Annotated in this window: 20 protein-coding genes and 1 pseudogene; 18 read left to right on the top strand and 3 right to left on the bottom strand. The window is 38.6% G+C overall.

Features of this window, described 5'->3' with window-relative positions; all coding sequences use genetic code 11:
* Positions 1 to 228: 228 nt before the first annotated feature.
* The gene (gene narI, locus ACWPVE_RS06315; protein ID WP_453991743.1) at positions 229 to 930 is read left to right on the top strand and encodes a respiratory nitrate reductase subunit gamma; all 702 of its coding nucleotides are present in this window, start codon (positions 229 to 231) and stop codon (positions 928 to 930) included.
* 650 nt (positions 931 to 1,580) lie between these two features.
* Positions 1,581 to 2,288 (top strand): Crp/Fnr family transcriptional regulator, encoded by a 708-nt coding sequence (locus tag ACWPVE_RS06310; RefSeq protein ID WP_453991740.1) that lies wholly within the window; start codon positions 1,581 to 1,583, stop codon positions 2,286 to 2,288.
* Positions 2,289 to 2,807: 519 nt separating this feature from the next.
* Here the strand turns inward: ACWPVE_RS06310 and ACWPVE_RS06305 are convergent.
* On the bottom strand, positions 2,808 to 3,695 hold the full coding sequence (locus ACWPVE_RS06305) for a VanW family protein (RefSeq protein WP_453991738.1): 888 nt from the start codon (positions 3,693 to 3,695) through the stop codon (positions 2,808 to 2,810).
* A 415-nt stretch (positions 3,696 to 4,110) separates the two neighbouring features.
* On the opposite strand from ACWPVE_RS06305, the gene qoxA reads away from it, so the two are divergent.
* The 4 genes from qoxA to qoxD all read left to right on the top strand — a co-directional run bounded on the left by qoxA (position 4,111) and on the right by qoxD (position 8,114).
* Positions 4,111 to 5,016: a cytochrome aa3 quinol oxidase subunit II gene (qoxA, locus tag ACWPVE_RS06300; protein WP_453991736.1), complete on the top strand. Its 906-nt coding sequence runs from the start codon at positions 4,111 to 4,113 to the stop codon at positions 5,014 to 5,016.
* A 269-nt stretch (positions 5,017 to 5,285) separates the two neighbouring features.
* Entirely contained in the window at positions 5,286 to 7,235 is a 1,950-nt protein-coding gene (gene qoxB / locus ACWPVE_RS06295; RefSeq protein ID WP_453991734.1) for a cytochrome aa3 quinol oxidase subunit I, read from the top strand.
* Positions 7,232 to 7,828, top strand: coding sequence for a cytochrome aa3 quinol oxidase subunit III (gene qoxC / locus ACWPVE_RS06290; protein ID WP_453991732.1), 597 nt, complete (start codon positions 7,232 to 7,234; stop codon positions 7,826 to 7,828). Before qoxB ends, qoxC begins: the two co-directional genes overlap by 4 nt.
* 1 nt (position 7,829) lies before the next feature.
* A complete protein-coding gene (gene qoxD, locus ACWPVE_RS06285) occupies positions 7,830 to 8,114 on the top strand; it encodes a cytochrome aa3 quinol oxidase subunit IV (protein ID WP_453991730.1) in 285 nt (94 codons plus the stop codon).
* Positions 8,115 to 8,258: 144 nt separating this feature from the next.
* Here the strand turns inward: qoxD and ACWPVE_RS06280 are convergent.
* Positions 8,259 to 8,441 (bottom strand): annotated as a pseudogene (locus tag ACWPVE_RS06280) (IS1182 family transposase); the annotation flags it as partial.
* 415 nt (positions 8,442 to 8,856) lie between these two features.
* Here ACWPVE_RS06280 and ACWPVE_RS06275 point away from each other — a divergent pair.
* Both ACWPVE_RS06275 and ACWPVE_RS06270 read left to right on the top strand, forming a co-directional pair.
* Entirely contained in the window at positions 8,857 to 10,074 is a 1,218-nt protein-coding gene (locus ACWPVE_RS06275) for an IS110 family RNA-guided transposase (protein ID WP_324301027.1), read from the top strand.
* Between the two features lie 496 nt (positions 10,075 to 10,570).
* A complete protein-coding gene (locus ACWPVE_RS06270; RefSeq protein WP_453991728.1) occupies positions 10,571 to 11,083 on the top strand; it encodes an RDD family protein in 513 nt (170 codons plus the stop codon).
* A 74-nt stretch (positions 11,084 to 11,157) separates the two neighbouring features.
* Here the strand turns inward: ACWPVE_RS06270 and ACWPVE_RS06265 are convergent, their stop codons facing one another.
* A complete protein-coding gene (locus ACWPVE_RS06265; RefSeq protein ID WP_453991726.1) occupies positions 11,158 to 11,379 on the bottom strand; it encodes a hypothetical protein in 222 nt (73 codons plus the stop codon).
* Positions 11,380 to 11,630: 251 nt separating this feature from the next.
* On the opposite strand from ACWPVE_RS06265, the gene ACWPVE_RS06260 reads away from it, so the two are divergent.
* The 10 genes from ACWPVE_RS06260 (at position 11,631) to ACWPVE_RS06215 (ending at position 26,345) form a co-directional block, all read left to right on the top strand.
* Positions 11,631 to 12,326, top strand: a complete 696-nt coding sequence (locus ACWPVE_RS06260; RefSeq protein ID WP_453991724.1) for a hypothetical protein — start codon at positions 11,631 to 11,633, stop codon at positions 12,324 to 12,326.
* Positions 12,323 to 13,066 (top strand): hypothetical protein, encoded by a 744-nt coding sequence (locus ACWPVE_RS06255; protein WP_453991722.1) that lies wholly within the window; start codon positions 12,323 to 12,325, stop codon positions 13,064 to 13,066. Before ACWPVE_RS06260 ends, ACWPVE_RS06255 begins: the two co-directional genes overlap by 4 nt.
* Positions 13,067 to 13,285: 219 nt before the next feature.
* Positions 13,286 to 14,071, top strand: coding sequence for a helix-turn-helix domain-containing protein (locus ACWPVE_RS06250; RefSeq protein ID WP_453997386.1), 786 nt, complete (start codon positions 13,286 to 13,288; stop codon positions 14,069 to 14,071).
* A gap of 232 nt (positions 14,072 to 14,303) precedes the next feature.
* Positions 14,304 to 16,154 carry an asparagine synthase (glutamine-hydrolyzing) gene (asnB, locus tag ACWPVE_RS06245; RefSeq protein WP_453991720.1) on the top strand — a complete coding sequence of 617 codons (1,851 nt, stop codon included), beginning with the start codon at positions 14,304 to 14,306 and terminating at the stop codon, positions 16,152 to 16,154.
* Between the two features lie 147 nt (positions 16,155 to 16,301).
* Entirely contained in the window at positions 16,302 to 20,765 is a 4,464-nt protein-coding gene (gene gltB, locus ACWPVE_RS06240) for a glutamate synthase large subunit (protein ID WP_453991718.1), read from the top strand.
* A gap of 37 nt (positions 20,766 to 20,802) precedes the next feature.
* A complete protein-coding gene (locus ACWPVE_RS06235; protein ID WP_453991716.1) occupies positions 20,803 to 22,272 on the top strand; it encodes a glutamate synthase subunit beta in 1,470 nt (489 codons plus the stop codon).
* A gap of 122 nt (positions 22,273 to 22,394) precedes the next feature.
* Positions 22,395 to 23,633: an LL-diaminopimelate aminotransferase gene (locus ACWPVE_RS06230; RefSeq protein WP_453991714.1), complete on the top strand. Its 1,239-nt coding sequence runs from the start codon at positions 22,395 to 22,397 to the stop codon at positions 23,631 to 23,633.
* Positions 23,634 to 23,651: 18 nt separating this feature from the next.
* Positions 23,652 to 24,527 (top strand): diaminopimelate epimerase, encoded by an 876-nt coding sequence (gene dapF / locus ACWPVE_RS06225; RefSeq protein WP_453991712.1) that lies wholly within the window; start codon positions 23,652 to 23,654, stop codon positions 24,525 to 24,527.
* A gap of 126 nt (positions 24,528 to 24,653) precedes the next feature.
* The gene (glnA, locus tag ACWPVE_RS06220; RefSeq protein ID WP_453991710.1) at positions 24,654 to 25,991 is read left to right on the top strand and encodes a type I glutamate--ammonia ligase; all 1,338 of its coding nucleotides are present in this window, start codon (positions 24,654 to 24,656) and stop codon (positions 25,989 to 25,991) included.
* A 12-nt stretch (positions 25,992 to 26,003) separates the two neighbouring features.
* Positions 26,004 to 26,345 (top strand): P-II family nitrogen regulator, encoded by a 342-nt coding sequence (locus ACWPVE_RS06215; RefSeq protein WP_453991708.1) that lies wholly within the window; start codon positions 26,004 to 26,006, stop codon positions 26,343 to 26,345.
* Positions 26,346 to 26,350: the final 5 nt, after the last annotated feature.

Genomic DNA, 26,350 nt, shown 5'->3' with positions numbered 1-26,350 from the left:
AAGTGGCAACTTAACTAGGCGAAACGAGGAAATGTTCATAACTTTGTGGATATTGTGGATAATGTGGAAAAAACAGATGCCTTTCTGTGGATAACGTGGATAGTGTGGAAAAAGAAAATGACGTTTCTCTCAACACTATCCACAAAAGGATCCACAGGTTGTGGAAAACAAATGTTCTTATGTGGATAAATGGATATTGATCTTCACATTTTGAAAGGGGGGTATTAGATGGAATTATATTTTTGGTGGACAGCCTATCCTTATATATGCATTGCGATCCTTGTTGTAGGGCTATTATATCGTTTTGTGTTTCGCGGAAAGAGCTGGACCGCACCATCAACGGAAATCTTTGAAAAGAAATGGTTAAAGTATGCATCCGTTACTTTTCACTATGGGATTATTTTTGCCTTTTTCGGCCATGTCATGGGGATGTTGATACCTATAGAGTTTTACAATGCTATTGGGGTTGACGACCACACCTATCACTTATTTGCAATAGTGGGTGGTGGTTTTGCAGGGCTAATGGTTGTTTTGGGTTTGGTTTTATTTTTGATTCGGAAGTTTATTATCGAACGTGTCAATGTCCAAACGTCATTAGGGAGTTATTTTACAATTATTCTACTACTCCTAGTAGCTGGTTTGGGTACATATATGACGATTGTCTACAACACAACAGTAACAGCATATGAATACCGGCTGTCTATCGGTCCGTGGTTTCGCAGTCTATTCACATTACATCCACAACCTGAATTGATGCTCGGAGTTCCAAGTCTGTTTAAGCTTCATGTAATTTTGTCGTTTCTTTTATTTGCATCGATTCCATTCACAAAGCTTGTGCATATGTTTAGTTTCCCATTGCGTTATCCTGCAAGGGCTCCACAGCAATATCGTTCACGTGACGGTTATTCGAAAAACACGCGTCAAAACTAGGGGAGGGACACCTCCTCTTTATTTTTGGGGATAGAACCATTGATTTCGATAACCCTTAGTGTTGATTTCGACACAGATGGTAGTTTGTAGAGAAGTAGAGTCCAAAACCATCGTTGATTCCGACAGAGATCGGTGTTTGAAGTAAAGCAGAGTCCGAAATCGTCGTTGATACTGACAGAGAACAGTGTATGTAGTGAAGTAGAGTCCAAAATAGAGCGTGAATCCGACGCTCCTTTAGCATTTTCAAACCAATAGAGTTCAAATCGATCGCAATTCTGGTATGCATAGATAATCTTAAAAAATAGAGTCCAAAAAGAAGAACGACCTTCTATTAACATGATACTCTCTATAATTTTAACCCACGTCAGTTTTTATTATGTTCACCACTAACAATTAAGACATAAATAATCTAGTAGTCTATTAAAATGCGACTCTGAATTTCAGTTTTTACCAAAAATATATATTTTTCAACAGGAATTATGACAATTGTTTAGATTATGTTTATTGACGAAGACAATTTCCTTTCCAATCTGGTATGTTTAAATCATGAGTCAAGAGTCCTGAAAACCGATTAAAAAAATGATAAGTACCGGTAGCCACCATGGGCAATGAGGGTAGTGAAGGAATTGCACATAAAGGAGAGTATTTGAATGTCCTGTCATTCTAGTATTCATGAAAATAGTTTGGAAAACTTCTGTATTTCAAGGGTGCCGATTTTCAATCATCTAACAGACATTGAGATGCTTGAAATATCAAAGGTCGCTGTACGAAAAAAACTCAAAAAAGGAGAGCTTTTATTTTATTCAGATGAGCTTTCCGAACATCTTTTTATTGTTCATAAAGGGTTGGTCAAAATGTACCGAATTACTGAAAATGGAAAGGAACAAATCATTCGTTTTGTTGATGAAGGTGACTTTATTGGGGAGCTTTCATTATTCTCGAAGTCAGTGACATCAAGTTTTGCAGAGGCGATGGAACATACGGAGATTTGTACGATCCATCAGCAGGATATTCATCAATTACTCTTAAGCTATCCGACTATTTCGATAAAAATTTTGGAGGAATTTACAAGAAGACTCCATGAGACCGAATCATTAATTGAAAAACTAAATTCACAAGATGTGGAAAAGCGTGTGGCCAGTTATTTAATTGAGCTAATCGAGAACCAAGTTGTGGATAAGATGATCATTCAATTACCAGTTCGCAAAGGAGACCTCGCTTCCTATTTAGGGACTTCACAAGAAACATTGAGTCGAAGGCTTTCGACATTACAAAACCAAGGTCTTATCGAAATGAAGGGACAAAGAATGATTATCATCAAACAACTTGAAAAGCTTAAACAGAAAGCAAATCACTAAAAAAGGTGATAATGTTAGAAAATGTAATGCATATTATATGCATTACGTTAGGAATACAGAGTTAAATGGTAATGTAAACAGCACGAGGTTTGAAGTAAGAGGCATACAATTAGTTAAAGAGAATGCTTTGAAATAGATCTAGAGGAGCTTGTTAATTACTAAATATTATCTTAGGTAGCTATACTTAGGGTAATGGTACGCTTTCAAATGAATTAGTTTTATAAAAGGAGAGCGGGTAATTGGTTTGGTAAGCATTTTTATTCTATTTACGGCGGTGCAGATGATTTTCTCGTCGAAGAGTTAAATGGCGTGGAGCTCAAGAAAGTGAACAAGCACTATGAATAGCTTGGCAGAATATATGCTAAAACCTGATAGACCTCGATAAACTCCTAGCTAAAAAAGAGACCACAAGGTTTGCAGCCTCTTTTAAAGTCGTCAATTTTATAGGCTGAATGTTGGTGTGTCAGAACTCAACCTGTTCACTTTCTAAAACAAGCTCCTAGCATCATCCCAATAAATTTACTGTGCTTTTACTTTGGGTATAATTTTTCGAGGCGTATAGTTGATACCCTCTGAAGAGTAGACCGATACAGCGATGGTACCATAATGAACTTTCGCTCGTATCAAAATCGGCTGGTTGTATGTATTTTTAAATTTAAAATCAGGACCATACCAGCTAACAGTTGCATCACGTCCTGGAGGTACATAACCGACACGTTTGCTATGTGAATAGCGATTAACGATTTGAACACCTGCTTGATCGACCGCATTAAACAGGGTGGAAGATGTTTGGCAAATCCCCCCTCCGATTCCTTCAATTAATTCTCCTTTGATAATTTCTGGTGCAGGTTGGTAACCTCTCTCAGCAGTGCGTTTTCCCACCACCTTATTAAAAGAAAAGGTTTCATTTTGAAACAAAACATACCCATCAATGGCAGCAGCTGACAAAGCAATATTGGTGGAGCGCTCCTTATTGGAGGAATTGAAATAAGTGACATATTGCCCGATCTTTTTTGCTCGTATGGTTGATAAAAGTTCACTGTCCACTCGTGGATACAATCTTACTATTGGCACTTCAAGGTAGTTATCTTTTCCAAAAAACTTCGAATAGAATAATTTCGTAAATTTCTCTTCATTTAATTTTACGCCAACAATCTCTTTTATAATTTCACCAGATTGCCCTATTTTTGCATCCCTTGGCTCTTCATAAAGTTGCTCACTTAAATAATCAAGGAAATCTGTGAATTTTTTCGTGTTAATTGCAGGAATACCGAGTATTGGAATTACATAATCCGCACGATTAACTGTCGCAATAGGCTCTCCCTTATAGGTAATATAGAGATGATTGTCCTGAGGGGGAATTTGTTGTACCGAAAAGAAAAGCATTAAAGCCCAAAGAATTTTCAATGCCCTCACCACCTTTCAAGTTCCTTTTACTGATAGTATGGATATTTCACCTCAATTCCATTAAATCAAACCCATTATTTTCGAAATATGAGACTGTAACAAAATGTTCAAATTCACAAAAATGCCTGTGATATGCATCACATCAAGGTTTTAGAGAGATGTGTTAGGATAAACAACTTTTTACAAATAATTCCTTCTTTATTCTGTAACAACTTTTTTCTTTTTTTGATGTTATCATCATTTACACAGTGATTATGTATAAGAATTCTCTTGTTACAAATTAGCTACTCGTTATTTCACGATATTACGGAAAAACAGGTAGCTAAAAATTTTTGACAACTTTGTGAAGTTGTACACAAATTCTTCACAATCACATACTTGTGAATGAAGCATCCATTGGGAAAGGAGTACTTAAATGAAAATCAAATGGTTTTTCTTATCGATGGTTATTACTATTGCCACAGTGCTAGCAGGTTGTGAACCATTATTGGTGCTAGACCCTAAAGGCCCACAAGCTGAGAGGCAAGCTCAAGATATCCTGCTTTCAATTGGAATCATGGCATTTGTAGTTATTGTCGTTTTCGTATTGCTAACGTACATGCTTGTTAAGTATCGAGCATCTAAATTACCGGAGGATTATGAGCCACCACATATTGAAGGAAACCCTTGGGTCGAAGCGATCTGTATCGGGATTCCAGTCCTAATTGTTGGTTACCTTTCATTTGTATCGGTTCAAAGTAACTATATTGTTGAGTCAACTCCACAAGGTTATGAAAACCAAGAGCCATTGGTCATTTATGCGTCATCTTCTGATTGGAAATGGCATTTTAGCTACCCTGAAGAAGATATTGAAACAGTCAATTATTTATACATTCCAACTGACCGACCACTTGAATTTAGACTTTATTCATACGGACCAATCACAAGCTTTTGGATTCCGCAGCTAGGCGGGCAAAAATATGCTATGGCTGACATGATTACGACGTTACATCTCGCTGCTGAAGAGCAAGGGGAATTAATGGGACGTAACGCAAACTTCAGTGGTAAAGGATTCGCGGAAAACAGTTTTAGCGTTAACGCCGTATCTCCAAAGGATTTTGAAGAATGGGTAGAAGAGGTTAAAGAAACAGCAAAACCTCTTACAGAAGATAAATTTAAAGAGCTTTTAGAGCCTGGCCACCTTGGACAAATGACGTTTACTGGAACTCACCTTGGATTCGCGCCACCGCCAACTCATGACCATGGTTCAGGTGAATCAGAAGAAGGTCATGAGGAAGAGCACAGTGAGCACAATGCTCACTCAGAACACAATAATCATTAATTCCTTAATTGACATTGAAATATCACTTCATATAGGAGTTTAAAAAGGAGGATGAAGAGGACGGCTCCGACAAGAACGCCACGTCCTCATGTCTTGTCGAGACGAGCACTTCCTGTGCGTCGAAATTTCAAGGCGGTACAGCTTTGAGTACCAGAACGTATGCAGTTAATACGTGAGGATCTAAAGAAGCAAGCCAACGCAGAAATTCGACGCGTCATATTCACCGCACTTTTTAAACATCAACTACATTTGAAAGGAGTAACAAACGGATGGAATTCTTTGAACGTTTTGCTATACCACATCCTAGTCCTGCTATCTATGCAGCGATGGTTGCAATTGGACTTACCGTAATTGGAATAGTCGCTGGTTTAACCTATTTTAAAAAATGGGGTTATCTATGGCGCGAGTGGTTAACAACCGTTGACCATAAACGAATTGGTATCATGTATTTAATCTCCGCCTTAATCATGCTGTTCCGTGGTGGAGTGGATGCAGTTATGTTACGTGCACAGCTAGCTACACCAGAAGCAAAGCTATTAGATGCACAGCACTATAATGAAATATTTACAACACATGGTGTTATCATGATCATGTTCATGGCGATGCCATTTATCATTGGTTTTATGAACTACGTTGTACCTCTGCAAATCGGAGCGCGTGACGTAGCATTCCCACGCTTAAATGCGATAAGCTTCTGGCTATTCTTTATGGGGGCTATGCTATTTAATATCTCCTTTGTAATTGGGGGGTCGCCTGATGCAGGATGGACTTCATATTTCCCACTTGCAGGGAATGATTTCAGTACATCAGTAGGAACGAACTACTATATGATCGCATTACAGATCTCTGGTCTGGGTACGTTGATGACTGGGGTCAATATGATCACGACGATTTTGAAAATGAGAGCACCTGGCATGACTTTGATGAAAATGCCAATGTTCACTTGGTCAACTCTGATTGCCAACTTAATTATTGTAACAGTTTTCCCAGTTTTAACAGTTGCTTTAGCAATGGGAACAATGGATAGACTTTTTGGAACACATTTCTTTGCAAGTACAAACGGTGGAATGGATATGCTTTGGGCAAACCTATTCTGGGTTTGGGGACATCCAGAGGTATATATCTTAATCCTTCCAGCTTTCGGTATTTACAGTGAAATTATTTCAACCTTTGCAGGAAGAAACCTATATGGCTATAAATCAATGGTTGGTTCAATGGTCATTATTTCAGTTCTTTCATGTCTCGTTTGGGCACACCATTTCTTTACAATGGGACAAGGGGCTGCAGCTAATAGCTTCTTCTCAATTACAACAATGATGATTGCTGTACCAACAGGTGTGAAGATCTTTAACTGGTTGTTTACTTTATGGAAAGGTAAAATCCGTATGACAGTCCCAATGCTTTACTCAATTGGATTTATCCCATTATTCACAATTGGTGGGGTAACAGGGGTAATGCTTGCAATGTCAGCAGCGGATTACCAGTACCACAATACAATGTTCCTAGTGGCACACTTCCATAACACAATTATTCCTGGTGTAGTATTTGCGATGCTTGCTGCACTCACTTATTACTGGCCAAAAATGTTTGGATTTATGCTAAATGAACGTATTGGTAAATGGACGTTCTGGGCACTTTCTATCGGATTTGTCTTAGCATTCTTCCCAATGTATCTATCTGGATTAGACGGTCAAGCTCGTCGTATGTACACTTATTCTGAAAGCACTGGTTTTGGTCCATTGAACATGATTTCGTTCATCGGTGCGGGTATTATGGCTATTGGATTTGTTCTGATTGTATATAACATCTACCACAGCATTCGTTACGCATCTAGAGATATCAGTAGTGACCCATGGGATGCACGTACACTAGAATGGGCAACACATACACCTGTACCTGAGTACAACTTCGCACATACACCAAGTGTGAACTCAAGCGAACCATTCTGGGATGACAAGAAGAAAAAGCATAAGCTCTTCCCAGGTGAAATCGAAAAAATTCATATGCCTAACAAAAGTGGGCTTCCATTTATCATGAGTAGTATTTTCTTTGTATGGGGCTTCTCCTTTGTATTTGCAATGTGGACACTGTTGATTATTTCAACAATTGGAATCTTTATTTGTATGGCATACCGTTCATTTGAAAAGGATCCTGGATATTACATTCCAGTTGAAAAAATTAAAGAAACAGAAGAAAAACTTGGAGGTGCTAAACTATGAAATTAGGACATTCGCAACCTCTTGAATATAGTACGCACCAAAATGATTTAAATATATTTGGTTTCTGGATTTTCTTAGGTGCAGAAATCATGCTTTTCGCAACCTTGTTTACATCGTATTTTACACTTGAGAACCGTGTTGGTAGCGGTCCGTCAGGTGCTGAGATTTTTGAGATTACTCCAGTTTTAATCGAAACAATTTTGCTTTTAACGAGTAGTTTTACAATCGGTCTCGCGGTCCATGCAATGCGTATCGGTAAAGTGAAGGCAATGATGAGCTTTTTCGTCATTACACTAGTTCTAGGTTTAGCCTTCCTCGGTGTTGAAATCTATGAGTTTGTTCACTATGTTCATGTTGGTGCTGGTTTACAGACAAGTGCATTTACAGCAATGTTGTTAACAACTTTAGGAACTCATGGTATCCACGTTACATTCGGACTATTTTGGGGAGTTATGATTCTTCTTCAAGTTAGAAAAAGAGGCTTAACTGCAGAAACTGCTGGTAAATCGTTCATCTTTTCATTGTATTGGCACTTCCTAGATGTTGTCTGGATTTTCATCTTCAGCTTCATTTATCTGAAAGGAATGATGTAATATGAGAGAACTTTTTCCAGCAAAACAAGTAATGGGGTTCGTCTTTTCAATGCTTCTTACTGCAGTTGCTCTTGGAGTATACTTCTTTGATCTATCTTTTGCAGTAGGCATGACTATACTTCTTGTTACAGCATTCGTGCAAGCATTGTTGCAATTAATTGTCTTCATGCATGCTGGTGAAACGAAGGATAAATGGGCTATTTATGCAAATGTTTATTTTATGATTTTTATCGGAATCATTACAGTCCTTGGTACACTATTCCTATTAATTTGGGATATGGCATAAATTTGGGGGCTGTCCGATAAGTTCTAAAAAATAAGGCAAGGGAGAAAAACGAGCGTTTTTCTCCCTTGCCTTTTTGTTTTTTTCGATTTTTCTCTGAAAGTAGCTGGCGTATGCCTGCTACTTTCAATATATTGTGGGCTAATGCAAGCACCGAGTGTCTGTTGAGCGTTGATGTATTGTATAGTATAGAATAAACTGGTTTTCTGTTCCTACTTATACGTTGTATCCTGGCTTAAGTTGGCCATTTTTCATATGATCTTCTTTCATACGCATGAAGGTGGCATCTTTGTCCGTTTTAGAATAACTATTACGATCACCTAAAACTTCATTTTACTAAAAAGGATGATTTTTTTGTGAGTTTTTTTAAAAGTTACGAGTCAATACTATTAAATTTTGTAACCTTGTTGATTGTAGCGGAAGGTACGAGACTCCTGCGGGAAAAGCGTGGCCAGGGGAGACCCCGCAGGAGCTTGCGACGAGGAGGCTCCCGGACCGCCCGCGGAAACATACTAACATTAGTAGTACAGACCAAGGCCACGGTTTGTGCTACTATTTTTTTAGTAGAAGTGAAGTGAAGTCGTGTACTCGCTGGGATCTAAGAATCCGTATAAGGAAACCGACACGCTTCACACCCTTATTAGAATCAGTTTAGTATGTTGGATCTTCGAGATCGTGTATAAGAAAGTGGAATCGATGAGGCACTGTGAAGAACTTCTATGTGATGTAAACAGGGGGAAGAATTATGAAACATGTAATTGCTTTTGACGTAAGTATGGGAAAAAGTACAATAGTAATATACGACTGCTATCAACGCTGTCAATATGAAGGGGAATTAGAACACACGATATCTGGATTCCAATCATTAAAAGGACGTATTGAATCACTTAGGGAACAGGACGGCAAAGTACCTGACATTGTCTTTGAGGCTACGGGTGTCTATTCTAAAGGGCTTGAGAACTTCCTGCAGGTACACCAATATCCCTATATTCGCTTGAACCCTTTGGAGGCTAAGCTTCAGATGGCAGCCATGCGCCGACATAAAACAGATATTAGTGATGCACATGAATTGGCTAAATCCCATTTCAGATTGGACCGGCAGGAAACATACGTACAAGAAGAATACTTTGAACAAATGCGTGCACTGGGACGCTACTATGAAGATATAGAAAAGGAGATAAGGCATCACTATAACAGGCTACACTCTTTCCTACAACTAAGCTTTCCGCTACTTGAAAAGGTATTTACAAAGAGCTCAGTCCTGTTTTTAAATATCATTCAGCTTTATCCCCATCCTGCATGCTTACATATGCTTTCAAAAGAGGATTTACGTAACCAAATCAAACAAGCAACCCGTAAGAATATATCTAATCAAAAAGCGGAGGAAAAAGCGGCATTACTAATCAACGCTGCAGAAAATTCCTATTCAGCAATTCGGCCGGAAGACGTACGCTGCCAACATCTACGACACTATGCCAAACGCATTTTGGAACTGGTGGATCAGAAAAAGGATATTATTAGACAGATGGTGGATCTATCGAAAGATCGTGTTGATTTTCAAGTTCTCGTGTCATTTCCTGGAATTGGGGAATCTACAGCAGTTAGAATAATTGGCGAGTTAGGCGACATCCGCCGCTTTAAAAATCACAAACAGGTCAATGCATACGTAGGGATTGATATCCAACGGTTCCAATCAGGTAAACTTCAGTACCAGGATCGGATAAATAAACGTGGAAACCGAAGGTTGAGGCAGATCCTTTATTTCATGGTGATGTCAATGATCTCATTAAGGACAAAAACTAAAAATACGATTGTGGATTATTACGACCAATTAAAAAAGCAACCCCAGAGTAAGCCCCATAAGGTTGCGATGATTGCATGTGTGAATAAGTTCTTGAAAGTCGCATTTCACCTTATTCAACATGATGTCCTGTATGATTACGAATCAGCCAAAGCTTCGTAACAGGATAGCTCCACTATATCACATAAGACCTTGTGAAAAAAACAAATATTCGCTAGGTCTATTTGGTATACACATTTTTATTTTATCCAAACCTGGTCCTAGTAGTGCAGGCGCTCGACTCCTGCGGGAATAGCATGAGCCTTGAGACCCCGCAGGGAGCAGTCCTTTCGCTCCTGAGGAGGCTCAAGCCATGCCCGCGGAAAGCGGAGCGCCGGAACGGAGAGTAACGGCCTGTCGGCAGCTTTAAACTATTTAAATTATTTATGACAGAAAAACAATTTTAAAAAAACACTTGACTACAGGTAAGAAAAACACTTGACTACAGGTAAGAAAGCGAGTACCTGCAGAGGAAATTAACACCAGATTTTTTAGTAAACCAAAAAAACAAAAAATGAGGGCTGTCCTCAAAAGTCATTTTTCAGTGATTTTTGGACAGCCCTTTTTTTAGAGATATTCAGTTTCATGTTTTAATATAAATCATGAAGGGGGAGTGCAAATGTATTCTTCATTTCGATTGAGATTCAAAGCTTTCGTGATTGATTATCTATTGATTCTTGTATACTTAGTTATTCTCTTTGTAATTTCTGTATTTCTATTTCCAGGTTTGCAAGAATTCTTAAAGGGATCAGTAATTGTTGCACAGTTCTCAGGCTTTCTAATGGTGACTTTGCCTGTTTTCCTTTATTTCATCATTTCCGATTCAAAAGTAGTTGGACAGTCATTTGGTAAGAAGAAATTAGGAATAAAGGTAATCGGAAAAGGTGGAGATACTCCGTCATTACTACAAATGGTGTTTCGGACAATCATAAAATTTACACCTTGGGAATTGTCGCATTTTCTTGTTTATCGTTTGGTTAACATCGAAGGTGAAGTAGTAGTTACTCACATGTTAATTGGTGGACTCATCTATGCACTTATGTTTGCATATGTTTTGACATGTATTTTCACAAAAAAGAAACAGTCTTTATATGATATCTTAGCGAAGACATACGTTGTGAAGGTCCAATGAGGCCCCAACTTTTTTCTGAAATATAAAAAGCTTAGCCATATGTGTGGCTAAGCTTATACATAATAGATTGTTTCTTATTTATGTTTTACCCCTTGTGCTTTTAACAATACCTCTTCAGACGCAATTAAAAATAATCCCATCAAAAAGACGAAAATAGCCCCCATGACTGTACCGATTCCTATTGGTGTTAAAACGCTGGAACCGCTTGCGAAAAATCCAAGACAAAAAATAATGATACCTGCAATAAGCACTGTTCCCCCAAAATACTTAACAGCCTCAAGCATATTCGTTTTCATTTTTCCTCATCCTCCTACTATATATTATTCAACATTGTCACAAATTCGTCAAATATTTTTCACAAAATGTTCAATTTTTAATAATTGGTAGTAAAATATGAATTTCAACTCGGGAATCGAGCGATTTTTTTACGTCACCACTAAACAAATTCATTATGATAAACAGGAAATTCAATTTTCTTTTTCGAATATATAGTAGGGTAAAAAAAGGGGTGGTACAGATTACGTCTATTATTGAATGGGGGCCAAGTTTGTTTACAGTCATAAATGTACTCGTAGGGTGGAGTGTAATTGCATATTTTGCGATTAGAATCTACCAAAAACAACAGGTGAAAATAAAGGTTTGGAAGATCATTCTTGTCATCTGGATCGGTTGTTTTTCATTTTCGTTTAATGTGGAATTTTATCAAACCATCTTAAAAATACCGATTTTACCCTTTGGGGTTTGGATCCTTTATTTTTTCCTTAAATCCAAAAAGGGGCGTTGGGAGAGATACTGGAGATTTGCGTGGCTTGGTTTCCTCGGTAACTTTATTTTTCTGGCGGTTACATTGATGACAATTCCACTTCAATCTGTGCTCTATCCTTCTGACAAAATATCCACCTATATTGAGAGTGTAGATCATGCCTACATTGTCAAAACTTATTCATCGAAGAACGATGTTATCCTACAAAATGAATTATTGGTGGAACAATTACCTTTAATGGTGCAGACTGAATTTTTTAGTGATAAATGGTATGAAGAGACATACATGAATGGGGATGAAATTCAGAGCAAAGAAAGGTTTCCATATCAAATGGTTGGAGTTAAGGGCAAATGGGGTAGTGGAATACGATCGACGTTTTTTATTGAAGAAGATGGGAAAGGGTTGTTAATAGCAACTCCAAAAAGGCAGTACTATTTTCGATCCGACGTTTCATTCTTAAAAGGGGTGAAACACGAATGACAAGGAAACGAAAAATAAAGCGAATAATTGGATTCTTTTTTACGATATCTATTGTAGTTTACGTATACTATTTTCACCTAGCGAATCCTAGTAGCTTCTTGACATCTGAGGAAATTCTTTCAGATTTAAATCGACATTCATATGATCTTAAAGCTAATGAGGTACTTGAAATGATTGAAATAGATACTCGTCATATGTATGTACCGTTTATGACTAAGGATAATAAATATGGTATGGGCTTGTGGAAGTGGGAAAAACACAAGTGGACGCTTATTGCTGAGAGTGACATTGGTGCACCGCAAGTATTGAAAATTAAACCTGATGATCCAAGCAGTTACAAGATTTATTGGAATATTCATCCTGATGATGATATAAGTTATGGAGAATTGTATTTTATTAGAGATAGAAATTATCATATGACAGAAGGAAATGATAATTATTTTCCACGAATTCAAATGAAGACGATTATTAATTTTGAGGATATTCCATATGGGGTGCTAGACCTTCCAAGCGAATGGCAAGAAGTAATGCAGGTTTTAGTTAAGATAGAGGAAGCAAAGGAACCAGTTCCATTTAATAATGGATTTTTTCCTGTACTTCATGATATCTATTTCGGTTGGATTTCATATAACAATGAGCACGAAAGACAGAGACCTGATAAAACCCACCGTGGTAGAGGTTCATCGAGCGGTATAGAATTGCAACATGTCATGTATTTGAATGAAGAGCAGCTTGAATAATAGAAAGTGAGAAACAAAAAGGATAGAATCTACATTGATTTTAAAATTATAATAGAATAATATTTGAATGAGATTGATTTTATATAAAAACGATATTTGCGAGATTAAATGTGGGATTATACAATATTTCTAGGGGATATTTCAGGGATTGCTTCATCACTGATGAGGGTGATTAACTTTAAATCCCTTAGAAAATTTAGAGTGAGGAAGGTGAGCGGTATACTACATATTGATCCCGAGCAATTTATTTTGAAACCATCGTTTGCAACTATTACCTGTGAACCGAATTGGCAGTGGAAACGAAAAGAACCCATTCCTAACTTTGATTTGTTATATGTTTGGAGCGGAGAAGGGATTCTAATGCTTAACGGGAAGGAATATTTGATGAAAAGAAGAAGTTGCTTTTTTTTCCAGCCTGGAGATTGGGCAACTGCCACAATGAAACCTCAGCATCCACTCATTATTACCTACATCCATTTTGATTTAGAGAAAGAACCAAAATTAATACCTAGCTCTTATCGAATCTTACAGGATTCCATCCCTTTTGAGTCACTCTTAACAAGGTATGTTCGTTTATTTTTAATAAAGACGTTCGGAGCAGAAACGGAAGCCAAACTCATTCTTAAGCAACTAATGATTCAGCTATTACGAGAAGAACATCAGGATGAAGAACAAGTCGATCAAGTTCAAAACAATCTTTTGTCAGCCATTAGGGAAGTGGCGAACTATGTGAAGCAGCACCCAGGTAAAAATCATACGCTAGAAAGCTTAGCTGCTCGTGCGAACTTTTCTCCTCGATATTTTTCTGTTAAATTCAAGGAGATTATTGGGCAACCAGTCCGTTCTTATATAGTGGAAGCGCGTATTAGAAGAGCTGAGCATTTGCTGCATTATACTGGAATGTCGGTAACCGAAGTGGCTCAAGCATTAGGATATGACAATCTTCACTTTTTTAGCAGACAGTTTAAAAAATATACAGGGAAGAGTCCTTCTGAAATACGATAATGGATCTTTAATTATTGCTGACTCTTTTACTTGAAAACACCTTACCTCACGGATAAGGTGTTTTTTATTTGAACAAAAAGATATGTAGAAAAATGCAAACTTTGTATCGAATAGTCTAAATATTTTAAAAGAAATGGATGCTACGATAAAAGAACTTCAACCATAAAGATAACGAAAATGAATAGAGACTTAGAAATGAAGTTGGAAAAAATTAAAAGAAAGAGTGATCAAAATGTGTGGAATTACAGGATGGATTGATTGGCAACAAGATTTAAATAACCAAACTTTTATCATCAAAAAGATGGCACAAACATTAGCAAAGCGTGGTCCAGATGCTTCAGATATCTATAGTGATCAACATGCTGCTCTAGGTCATACAAGACTAATTGTTGTTGATCCTTCAGGAGGCATACAGCCGATGACTAGGAAATCAAATGCTGGTCATGCATATACGATTGTGTACAATGGTGAACTTTATAATACGGAAGAGCTTCGTAGAGAATTAATTAGTCTTGGATATACCTTTCAGTCCCATTCTGATACTGAAGTTCTTCTTATTGCTTATATTCATTGGAAAGAAGCATGTGTAGAGCGATTAAATGGGATTTTTGCTTTTGCGATATGGGACCCTCACAGAGAAAAACTTTTTATGGCAAGGGATCGACTTGGGGTGAAGCCACTCTTTTATAAACATACAAATCGTACACTTTTATTTGGTTCAGAGCTCAAGGCTATTTTGGCACACCCACTTGTAAAAGCTGAAGTAAATCGAGAAGGCTTGCAAGAGGTGTTCGGGTTAGGTCCTTCACGTACACCGGGACACGGTATTTATAGAGGGATACACGAATTACGCCCTGCATATTTTTTGACATTTGATCGTAATGGCTTGAAAATCAAGCGATATTGGAATGTAGAGAGTCATAAACATACTGATTCCTTAGAAGATACAGTGGAAAAAGTGAGATTCCTTGTGAAGGATGCGGTTGAAAGGCAACTTGTTGCAGATGTTCCTGTCTGTACCTTTTTGTCTGGAGGGCTAGATTCAAGTGCGATAAGTGCGATCGCTGCCAACTATTTTCAAAAAAATGGAAGAGGTAAGCTTCATTCGTATTCAATCGACTATGAACGCAATAGTGAGTTTTTCAAATCCAGCTTATTTCAAGTGGACGAAGACAAACCATGGATTGATACAATGACTCAGTATTTAGGTAGCATCCATCATTCGAAAGTGATTACTCAAGAACAACTTGCTCAAAAGTTGGAGGATGCTGTAAAGGGAAGAGACTTACCTGGAATGGCTGATATTGACTCTTCACTTCTATGGTTTTCAGAAGAAATCAAACAAAACTTTACGGTCGCTTTGTCAGGGGAATGTGCGGATGAAATTTTCGGTGGCTACCCTTGGTTTTATAAAGAAGAATTACTACGTGACAATCACTTTCCATGGATGAAATCAGAAGGGGAAAGACACAACCTTCTATTACCACATTGGCAGAAAAAACTTAATCTAAAAGATTATGTTCAAGAACAATATGAGGGAACCTTACGGGATGTTCCACGATTAGATGGGGAAAGCCTAATAGAGGAGCGCCGTCGGGAATTATTCTATTTAAATATGATTTGGTTTATGTCTACTCTGTTAGAACGAAAAGATCGGATGAGTATGGGGGCTAGTCTAGAGGTACGTGTTCCATTTGCCGATCACCGTCTAATAGAATATGCGTGGAATATTCCGTGGGAGATGAAGATGCTAGGAGGACGAGAAAAGGGAATTCTACGAAAGGCATTAGAAGGAACGTTACCTGATTCTGTTTTGTATAGAAAGAAAAATCCTTATCCGAAAACCCATAATCCTGAGTATATGAAACTTGTAAAAAATATGCTAACTCACATAATCGAAAATAAACGTTCTCCGATACTTGAGATTGTTTCAGAGCAGAAGGTAAGAGAAATTATTGATTCAGAAGGAGCATCATTTAAAATCCCATGGTTTGGGCAACTAATGACAGGCCCGCAGCTAATTGCTCATCTTGTCCAGATCAATATGTGGCTTGAATTATATAATGTGAACATTGTTGATTAAGAGCGAATCACTAATCCAAATCTACTAAATCCTGTAAGTGAAAAGTTGTGTCATTTAGTGCAAATTTTATAACGATTAGTTTAAATATTTTTGATAAATTCGCTGTTACTATTAAATTAACAAGAACGCAGAAGAAGGGAGATACAAATGCATCAAATAAAAAGACAAGGTTTATATAATTCGCAATTTGAACATGACGCTTGTGGTATCGCCTTACTTGCAAATATTACAGGAGATCAGACACATACCATTGTTAGTCAGGCACTAACGGCACTTGAGCGTTTAAACCATCGTGGAGGTCAGAAAGCTGGCGAGAAGTTAGGTGATGGTTCTGGAATATTAACGGAGATTCCCCATCAGTTATTTTTAAACGACTGGAAGGAGAAAGAGAAGCTGCTTCCGAGTAACGGAGCATATGGAGTGGCGATGATATTTTTACCTCAAGAGGTAGAAAAAGTAGCAGCTTATAAAACGAGGATAGAGGAAGTTATACAAAACGAGAAGTTGGAGTTGTTTGGTTGGCGGAATGTACCAACGAACGATGAAGGATTGGGAAGAAGGGCTAAACAATCACAACCATCCATCCATCAACTATTTGTCACTCCTGCAAATCATGAGTTTGATCATGATCAATTCGAACGACTCCTTTATGTGACACGTCGAAAAATAGAAAAAGCATTTAATGATGCTGGAGTGAATAAAGAAGATTGCTATATTGTTAGTTTTTCATCTAGGACGATTGTTTACAAAGGACTTCTCCTACCAAGCCAGTTAAGAAGTTACTATGAAGATCTTCGGCGGCATGATTACCACTCAGCGATGGCTATGGTGCATAACCGATTTAGTACGAACACGTTTCCTAGTTGGAGAAGAGCGCAACCAAATCGAACTTTAATGCATAATGGTGAAATTAATACCATTACAGGGAATGTCAATTGGATGATTGCACGTGAACCCGTTCTTCAATCAGATATCCTCAAAGATAGTGATGCCCTCCACCCAGTTATTGACTTAGACGGTAGCGACACCGCAATGTTTGATAACGCGTTAGAATATTTGACAATGTCAGGCTGGTCACTTCCTAAGGCCATGATGCTTATGATTCCTGAACCATGGCAAAATAATAAGCTGTTATCTAATAAAAAACGAGCATTTTATCAATTTCATAGTTGCTTGATGGAGGCGTGGGATGGTCCTGCCGCAATGGGATTTACAAATGGAAAGCAGATAGGTGCTTGCCTCGATCGAAATGGGTTAAGACCCGCACGTTTAATTGTGACAGATGATAATTTCATATGTTTATCATCGGAAGCTGGAGTTGTAGATATACCAGAAGAAAAGATTATTCGAAAAGATCGACTGAAACCAGGACAGATGCTACTTGTCGATTTTGATAAAAAGAAGCTTTTTCTTGATGAAGAACTGAAACAGATGTTTATTAATGAACATCCATATGAGGACTGGGTTGCAAAGTCAATTATGCCAATTGAGAAATTGACTACAATGGCCAAGATTAAAGGGGAACAAGAAGGAGAAGAGAATCTACTTCGTACTCAAAAGGCCTTCGGCTACTCTTACGAAGAGTGGGAAAAAGTGATAAAACCAATGGCCAAAGAGGGAAATGAACCAATTGGGTCGATGGGGTATGATGCTCCACTAGCTGTTTTATCTAAGAAACCTCAACTTTTATTTAATTATTTTAAACAGCGATTCGCCCAAGTAACAAATCCTCCAATTGATGCGATTCGTGAACAGTATGTTACGTCTATGGAAGTACTATTAGGAGCAGAGGGTAATCTATTACAACCAAAGACGGAAGATTATAAAAAAATAAGACTCAAATCTCCTATATTAACTGAGATTGAAATGAGAAAAATCCGTAGTTTGAATAATGAAGATTGGAAGGTATCGACGATCTCAATTCTTTTACCTACACAAGGAATCACATTGCAGAGTCGTGTCAAAGAAATCCTAGATAGAGCTGAAACAGCAGTTAGGAACGGTAGTAATCTCCTCGTTATAAGCGATCGAGGGATCAATCAGGACCACAGTGCTGTCCCTTCTTTGCTAGCCGTATCTGCTCTTCACCATCACTTGATACGACAAGGACTTAGAAGCAAAGTGAGCATCATTGTGGAGTCTGGAGAACCAAGAGAAGTTCACCATTTTGCAGTTCTACTCGGATATGGTGCAAACGCGATTTATCCGTATTTGGTATACAAATCATTAGCGAAACTTGCCGAAAAGAAGGGGACTGAACTTACCACAAATTATAGAAAATCAGTTACAAAAGGAATCTTGAAAATCATGTCGAAAATGGGCATCTCAACTGTTCAAAGTTATATTGGTGCACAAATTTTCGAAGCAGTAGGAATTAGCTCAGAAGTTATTGAAGACTATTTTCCTCGTACAGTCTCTCGAATCGGTGGATTACAAATAGAAGATATTGCAAAGGAAACGATACTTCGTCACAACCAAGCTTGGTTGAAAGAGGAGCCAACGTTGGATGAAGGATCCGACCACCAATGGCGTGCAGGCGGAGAGTCACATTTATTTCGTCCAGAGACCATCCACACCTTACAGCATGCCTGTCGAACTGGCAAGTATGAGCTATATAAAAAATACAGTCAAATGTTAGCGGAAGATACTGAAAAAAGTATTACGCTCCGAGGAATGTTCCAATTAAAAAGTAATCGAACTCCCATTCCAATCGAAGAAGTTGAATCAATTGAGATGATTCTAAAAAGATTCAAAACTGGAGCAATGTCCTATGGTTCCATTAGTAAAGAAGCCCATGAAGCAATCGCAATTGCAATGAATCGAATTGGAGGAAAAAGTAATTCTGGAGAAGGAGGAGAGGATCCAAAGCGATTTACACCGCTTGCAAATGGAGATTCAAAATTAAGCAGAATTAAACAAGTTGCATCTGGACGTTTTGGTGTAACAAGTCACTACCTTGTAAATAGTGATGAAATTCAAATAAAAATGGCACAAGGAGCAAAGCCAGGAGAAGGAGGTCAGCTTGCTGGACATAAAGTTACTGTCTCAGTAGCAGAGACAAGGGGGTCGACACCAGGTATTGAGTTAATCTCACCTCCTCCACATCATGATATTTACTCCATTGAAGACTTGGAACAGCTCATATATGATCTGAAAAATGCAAATCCAAGTGCAGATATCAATGTAAAGCTCGTTTCGGGAACAGGAGTAGGTACAATCGCAGCGGGTGTTGCAAAAGCAAAGGCAGATGTCATTTTAATCAGTGGCTATGATGGTGGTACTGGTGCTGCGGCGAAAACGAGTATTAAACACGCGGGATTACCGTGGGAATTAGGATTGGCAGAGGCCCATCAAACATTAATGTTAAACGGGCTAAGAAACAGTGTAAGACTTGAGGCAGATGGAAAACTGATGAATGGCCGTGATGTAGTAATCGCAGCACTATTAGGTGCAGAAGAATATGGTTTTGCGACTCTACCACTCGTTTCATTAGGATGCGTGATGATGCGGGTTTGTCATCTAGATACATGTCCAGTTGGAATTGCCACCCAGAATCCTGAACTTCGTAAAAAAATGATGGGAACAGCAGACCATATCGTTCATTTAATGACATTTATTGCGACAGAAGTTCGTGAATATATGGCTAAACTTGGTTTCAGAACGATGGATGAAATGATAGGTCATACTGATGTAATCAAGTTAGAAGAAGTTAAGGGATGGAAAATGAAAAACCTTGATCTAACTCCACTTCTAGTAAGACATGATGGGGATCGAGTTTCAACTACTAAACAAGATCATCAACTTGAGCAAACGCTCGATTATCGAGAACTACTTCCAGTAAGCCGTGAAGCATGGACTAACCAACAAACAGTAAACTATCTTTTACAAATTACAAATACAGATCGTTCAGTCGGAACAATGACAGGAAATGAAATCTCAAAACAATTTGGAGCAAGAGGTCTACCAGAGGATACACTTCACTTTCTATTCAAAGGATCTGCAGGTCAAAGTTTTGGGGCATTTATTCCAAATGGGCTTACCTTAGAAGTGGAAGGTGAGGGGAATGATTACGTTGGTAAAGGTCTCTCAGGAGGGAAAATCATTGTCCGCCCATCAGGCCTATCATCTCTCGTTGCCGAAGAGAATGTGATTATCGGTAATGCAGCATTTTATGGAGCAACAAGTGGTAAGGCGTTCATCCGTGGGAAAGCGGGAGAGAGATTTTGCGTTCGTAATAGTGGAGCTACGGTTGTTGTTGAAGGAGTAGGGGAACATAGTTGTGAGTATATGACGGGAGGCAGAGCTGTCATCCTTGGAGAAGTTGGTAAAAACTTTGCCGCGGGGATGTCTGGGGGTATCGCTTATATCTATGAACCAGCCAATAGACATTTCGAGCAAGAATATAATTCAGAACTAGTCCTCCTAGAATCTATTGAAGATCTTGAGGAAAAAAATAGTGTTTACAATCTGCTTAACGAACATTATCAGTATACGAAAAGTCCATTAGCATACCGGATCATTCAAAATTGGAAAAAGGAATCAACGCGGTTTATTAAAGTAATTCCACAAAATTACAAACAAATTCTGGAATCTCAGAATTTAGTGGTCTAGCATGTGTTGAAGAGTTAGAAGAAATGAGGTGCAAGGTTTGGGAAAGGAAACAGGATTTATAGATTACAAGCGACAGCCTGCAAATTACCGTGAGCCGTTGCAACGACTGAAGGATTGGAAGGAAATATCCATTCTCCTACCTTCAAGGGATCTAGAAAAACAAGCAGCGCGTTGTATGGATTGTGGCGTACCGTTTTGTCAGAACGGAAGCGTGCTGAGTGGGATGACGACTGGATGTCCCTTATATAATCTAATCCCCGAATGGAATGAACTTGTTTATCGAGGAAATTGGAAAGAAGCATACTTACGATTAAGTAAGACGAATCCATTTCCAGAATTTACAGGGAGAGCATGTCCAGCACCTTGTGAGGCAGGCTGTGTAGCTTCGCTTTATGAAAGTTCTGTCACGATAAAAAATATTGAATGGGCAATTATTGATAGAGCTTTCGGAGAAGGATGGGTATCTCCAAATATACCTAAAAGTAGAACGGGAAAGAAAGTTGCCATTATTGGATCAGGGCCAGCTGGACTTGCAAGTGCAGCTGAACTGAATCAATATGGACATTCGGTAACTGTGTTTGAGCGTTCTGACCGAATTGGAGGACTACTCACTTATGGAATACCAAAAATGAAAATAGAGCAGCATGTTGTCGATCGTCGAATCAATCTATTAAAAGAATCAGGTATCCAATTTGTAACGAATACAGAGATTGGCAAAGATTATCCTCTAGAGAAGTTACAAACAGAGTTTGATAGTGTCATTATTTGCACCGGCGCAACTAAACCACGAGATTTGGTGGTAGACGGTAGAGAACTAAAAGGAATACATTTTGCAATGGATTATTTGCATAGCAATACGAAAAGCATGCTAGATTCTAATTTCGAAGATGGAAATTTTATCTCTGCGGAAGGGAAAGATGTCATTGTCATTGGTGGAGGGGACACGGCAACTGATTGTGTGTCAACTGCACTCCGTCATAACTGTAAAAGTTTAGTACAGTTTGATATCTATCCTGAACGTTCTATCTCTCGGACAGAAGCAAATCCATGGCCAGAATATCCCATTATTCACAAATTGGATCATGGGCATGAGGAAGCAGTAGCAAAGTTTGGAAAAGAACCTCGCTCTTTTGCCACTACAGCCATTGAATTCATTGGAGATGATCAGGGGTATTTAGCTGGTGTAAGGAGTGCAGAGATTAAAACCACTACGAACGAAAATGGAAAGAAAATCAGGGTGAAGCTCCCTGGTACCGAAAAAATATGGCCAGCACAACTTGTTTTACTTGCTGTAGGTTTTGAAGGAATGGAACGGGAACTACTGAAAGATTCAAACCTTGAAATACCGTCAAAGCACAAGGATCAAGTAGAAAATCGATATGTAACAAACAAGGATGGAATATTCATTGCAGGAGATGCCCGAAGAGGTGCAAGTTTAATCGTATGGGCGATTCAAGAAGGGAAAGAGGTTGCAGCAGCATGTAATGAATATGTGATGAGCCATTAATAAAATTGTTCAAGATGTCTGGAGTGAAGAAGATCATAGGTAGGGAGTGATATATATACCTTCTGGGAACCTTTTTCATCCTCACTCTTGAACTCCGTAACTAAAGATGTGGAGGAGTAAGAATGACTATAACAGATTATACCCAACAACTCTTCGCTGACCGAATCGGCGGACAGTCATTCGGAATAAAAGAAGAAATTTTCAAGTTTGAAAAAATAAAAAGAGCAAAAAAAGCTGCGTTAAAAGCGAATCCTCATATGGAATTAATCGACTTGGGTGTTGGTGAACCAGATGAGATGGCTGATCTACGTGTGGTGGAGAAATTGGCACAAGAGGCAGCTAAACCTGAGAATCGATTTTATTCTGATAATGGAATTCCTGAATTTAAGGAAGCGGCAGCACGCTACATGAAGGCCGTGTTTGGTGTAAATGATCTGGACCCAGAGACAGAAATTAACCACGTGATAGGATCTAAATCAGCACTTACGATGTTGCCTGCTGCATTTATTAATCCAGGTGACATTACACTAATGCCAACTCCAAGCTACCCCGTACTAGCTACTTACACAAAATATTATGGAGGTAAAGTCGTTCAACTACCTCTACTTGAAGAGAATGGATTTTTACCGCAGCTTAATCAGATTGAAAGTGAAACATTAAAAAGAGCTAAATTACTTTATTTAAACTACCCAAATAACCCGACTGGTGCTGCTGCAACGCGAGAGTTTTTTGAGGAAGTGGTTGCATTCGCAAAACAGAATCATTTAATTGTTATCCATGACGCAGCCTATGCAGCATTAACATTTGATGGTGAAAAACCATTAAGTTTTCTATCCATACCAGGAGCTAAGGAGGTTGGTGTTGAGCTACATTCTTTATCAAAATCCTTCAACATGACAGGGTGGAGAATTGGCTTCATTGCAGGCCATTCAAAACTAGTAAAGGCATTTGCAACTGTGAAGGATAATAGTGATTCAGGACAATTTATTCCAATTCAAAAAGCAGCAGCCTATGCGTTAGCGCATCCAGATATTACTATCAGAACAGCTGAGAAATATTCACGACGCCATGAATTACTTGTGAATGTGCTCCGTGACTGTGGTTTTAAAGCAGTAAAACCAAAAGGTTCATTCTTCCTCTATGTGAAAATCCCAGTTGGAGTGGCTGGTGGACCAACGTTTGCGAATGCAGAAGAATTTGGACAGTATCTCATCCGAGAACACTTAATTTCAAGTGTGCCTTGGGATGATGTTGGAAATTATGTAAGGTTCTCGGTGACATTTCAGGCAGATAGAGAAGGTGAAAAGGAAGTCATCGAAGAGATAAGAGCACGATTAAGTAGAGTACGATTTATCTTTTAGAAGGAAAGGTGGGATAAGATGCTTTTTACCAAAATGCATGGCTTGGGGAATAATTACATTATTTTCAATCTTTTAGAGTCCTCCTTGAGGGAGCAGGATCTCACGAATCTTGCTATTGCAGTATCAGATGTCAATTTTGGAATAGGTTCTGATGGAATGATTCTCATCTGTCCATCAAGTATTGCAGATTTTCGAATGAGAATATTTAATGAGGACGGCTCAGAAGGAAAAAACTGCGGAAATGGCCTCCGCTGTGTAGCAAAATATTTAGTTGATCATTTATATGCTGAATCTAACACCTTTTCAATCGAAACACTTGGAGGAATTGTACATGTGACTGTCTCTATAGGACAGAAAAACGTTGTAGAGTTCATCACTGTCGATATGGGCGAACCAAAGTTACTAAAAGGGATGATCCCGATGAAGGGAGATCCATTTTCTTCGACAGTCAATGAAACGTTTATAATCGATGGCGCTACGTATGATTTAACCTGTGTTTCAATGGGGAATCCACACGCAATCCTTTTTGTTGAAAATGTAGATGAGATAAATCTTGAGGAAATAGGACCGAGTATTGAGCATTCAGATTTATTTCCAGAAAGAGTAAATATAGGGATTGTAGCTGTGAAAAATACGGAAGAGATTGATTATCGAGTGTGGGAAAGAGGTTCTGGTATTACAATGGCATGCGGTACAGGTGCATGCGCAGCCGTGGTGGCCGCAACCTTAAATGGAAAACTAGCAAAACACCGCCCTATTACCGTACACCTTCCAGGTGGTGACTTGGAAATCAGATGGGATGAAAACAATCATATTTGGAAAAAAGGGACGGCAGAGTACATTTGCCACGGTGAAATTGATGTAAAAGCATCTTTGGAAAGGAACATAATGTAAAACGATCTACAAGAAGGAATTAGTTCACGCCCGTCTACAACTTAACATATCAGATGACCTGATGACTTGTGGTTGCTTAGGTGTGGCGGTTGCGCGGCTAATGATAAATATAAGGAGGAATTAGTTATGGGAAGAACGTATACGAAAGAAGAAATTTTACGAATTGCAAGTGAGGAGAATGTACGCTTTATTCGCTTACAGTTCACAGATTTGTTTGGCATTATAAAAAATGTAGAAATACCGTTAAGTCAATTGAAAAAAGCGTTAGATAATCAAATGATGTTTGATGGTTCTTCCATTGAAGGTTTTGTAAGAATAGAAGAATCTGATATGTACTTATATCCTGACTTAAACACTTGGTTGATCTTTCCTTGGAGTGCAGAGGAAAGTAAGATTGCTCGTCTAATCTGTGATGTATATCTACCTGATGGTACACCATTTCCTGGTGACCCTAGAGGGGTATTGAAGAGAGTATTAAGTCAAGCGAATTCACTAGGTTTTACAGCGATGAATGTTGGACCAGAACCAGAATTCTTCTTATTCAAGACGGATAGCAATGGTCAGCCAACCATGGAACTTAACGATAACGGTGGCTATTTTGACCTTTCTCCAACAGACCTTGGTGAAAACTGTCGTCGGGATATTGTCCTAACATTAGAGGAGATGGGGTTTGAAATTGAGGCATCTCACCACGAAGTAGCTCCTGGGCAACATGAGATTGATTTTAAGTACTCTGATGCTGTTCATGCAGCAGACCAAATTCAAACTTTCAAATTAGTTGTAAAAAATATCGCGAGAAAACACGGGCTCCATGCAACCTTTATGCCTAAGCCCCTTTATGGTGTAAATGGTTCAGGGATGCACTGTCACCAATCGCTGTTTAGAGGGAATGAGAATGCATTCTATGATGAAAATGATGAGCTAGGTCTAAGTGAAACAGCTAAACAATATTTAGCAGGGATTCTGAAGCATGCATATAGTTTTGCTGCGATTACGAATCCAACCGTAAATTCTTATAAACGTTTAGTACCAGGTTATGAAGCCCCAAGTTATATTGCGTGGTCCGCAAAAAATCGTAGTCCACTCGTTCGTGTTCCAGCTAGTAGAGGCCTTAGCACGCGAATTGAATTAAGAAATCCAGACCCATCAGCAAATCCATATCTAGCGCTAGCTGCAATGCTTGCTGCTGGCTTGGATGGAATTCAAAATAAACTTACCTTAGATGATCCTGTTAATCTAAATATCTATCATATGTCAGACGAGCAAATGGAAGAGCTAGGAATTCAAAGTCTTCCAGAAAATCTAAAAGAAGCAGTAGCCGCGTTTTCGAAAAATGAACTACTTACAAATGCCCTTGGTGAACATATTAGTACCCATTTTGTTGAAGCAAAGCTCATTGAGTGGGACCAGTTCCGTACTCAAGTAGATGCATGGGAAAGAGAACAATATATGACTTTGTATTAAGGGGGTAGTCAATTGAAAAAGATCGAGATTGTAACTAGACCTGAAAAATTCAAGGAATTAAAAGATAGGCTTTATGAGATTGGAATAGGGGGTATGACTGTAACGGAAGCAGCAGGTACTGGGAAACAAAAAGGGAAACAAGGGTTGTTCCGTGGAACAACCTTTGAAATAGAAGTTCTTCCAAAGTTGAAAATTGAATTAGTTGTAGATGACGTTCAAGTAGATGAGATTGTTTCGATCATCTTGGAAACTTGTGATACAGGTTCCATTGGTGATGGCAAAATCTTTATTATGCCAGTTGAGGAAGCCATACGGATCCGAACAGGAGAAACAGGAAGAAAAGCTATTTTATAGAGGGG

The organism is Bacillus nitroreducens (assembly GCF_964021195.1).
The sequence above is the reverse complement of the archived record's forward strand: the minus strand, read 5'-3'. Positions and strand labels throughout refer to the sequence as shown.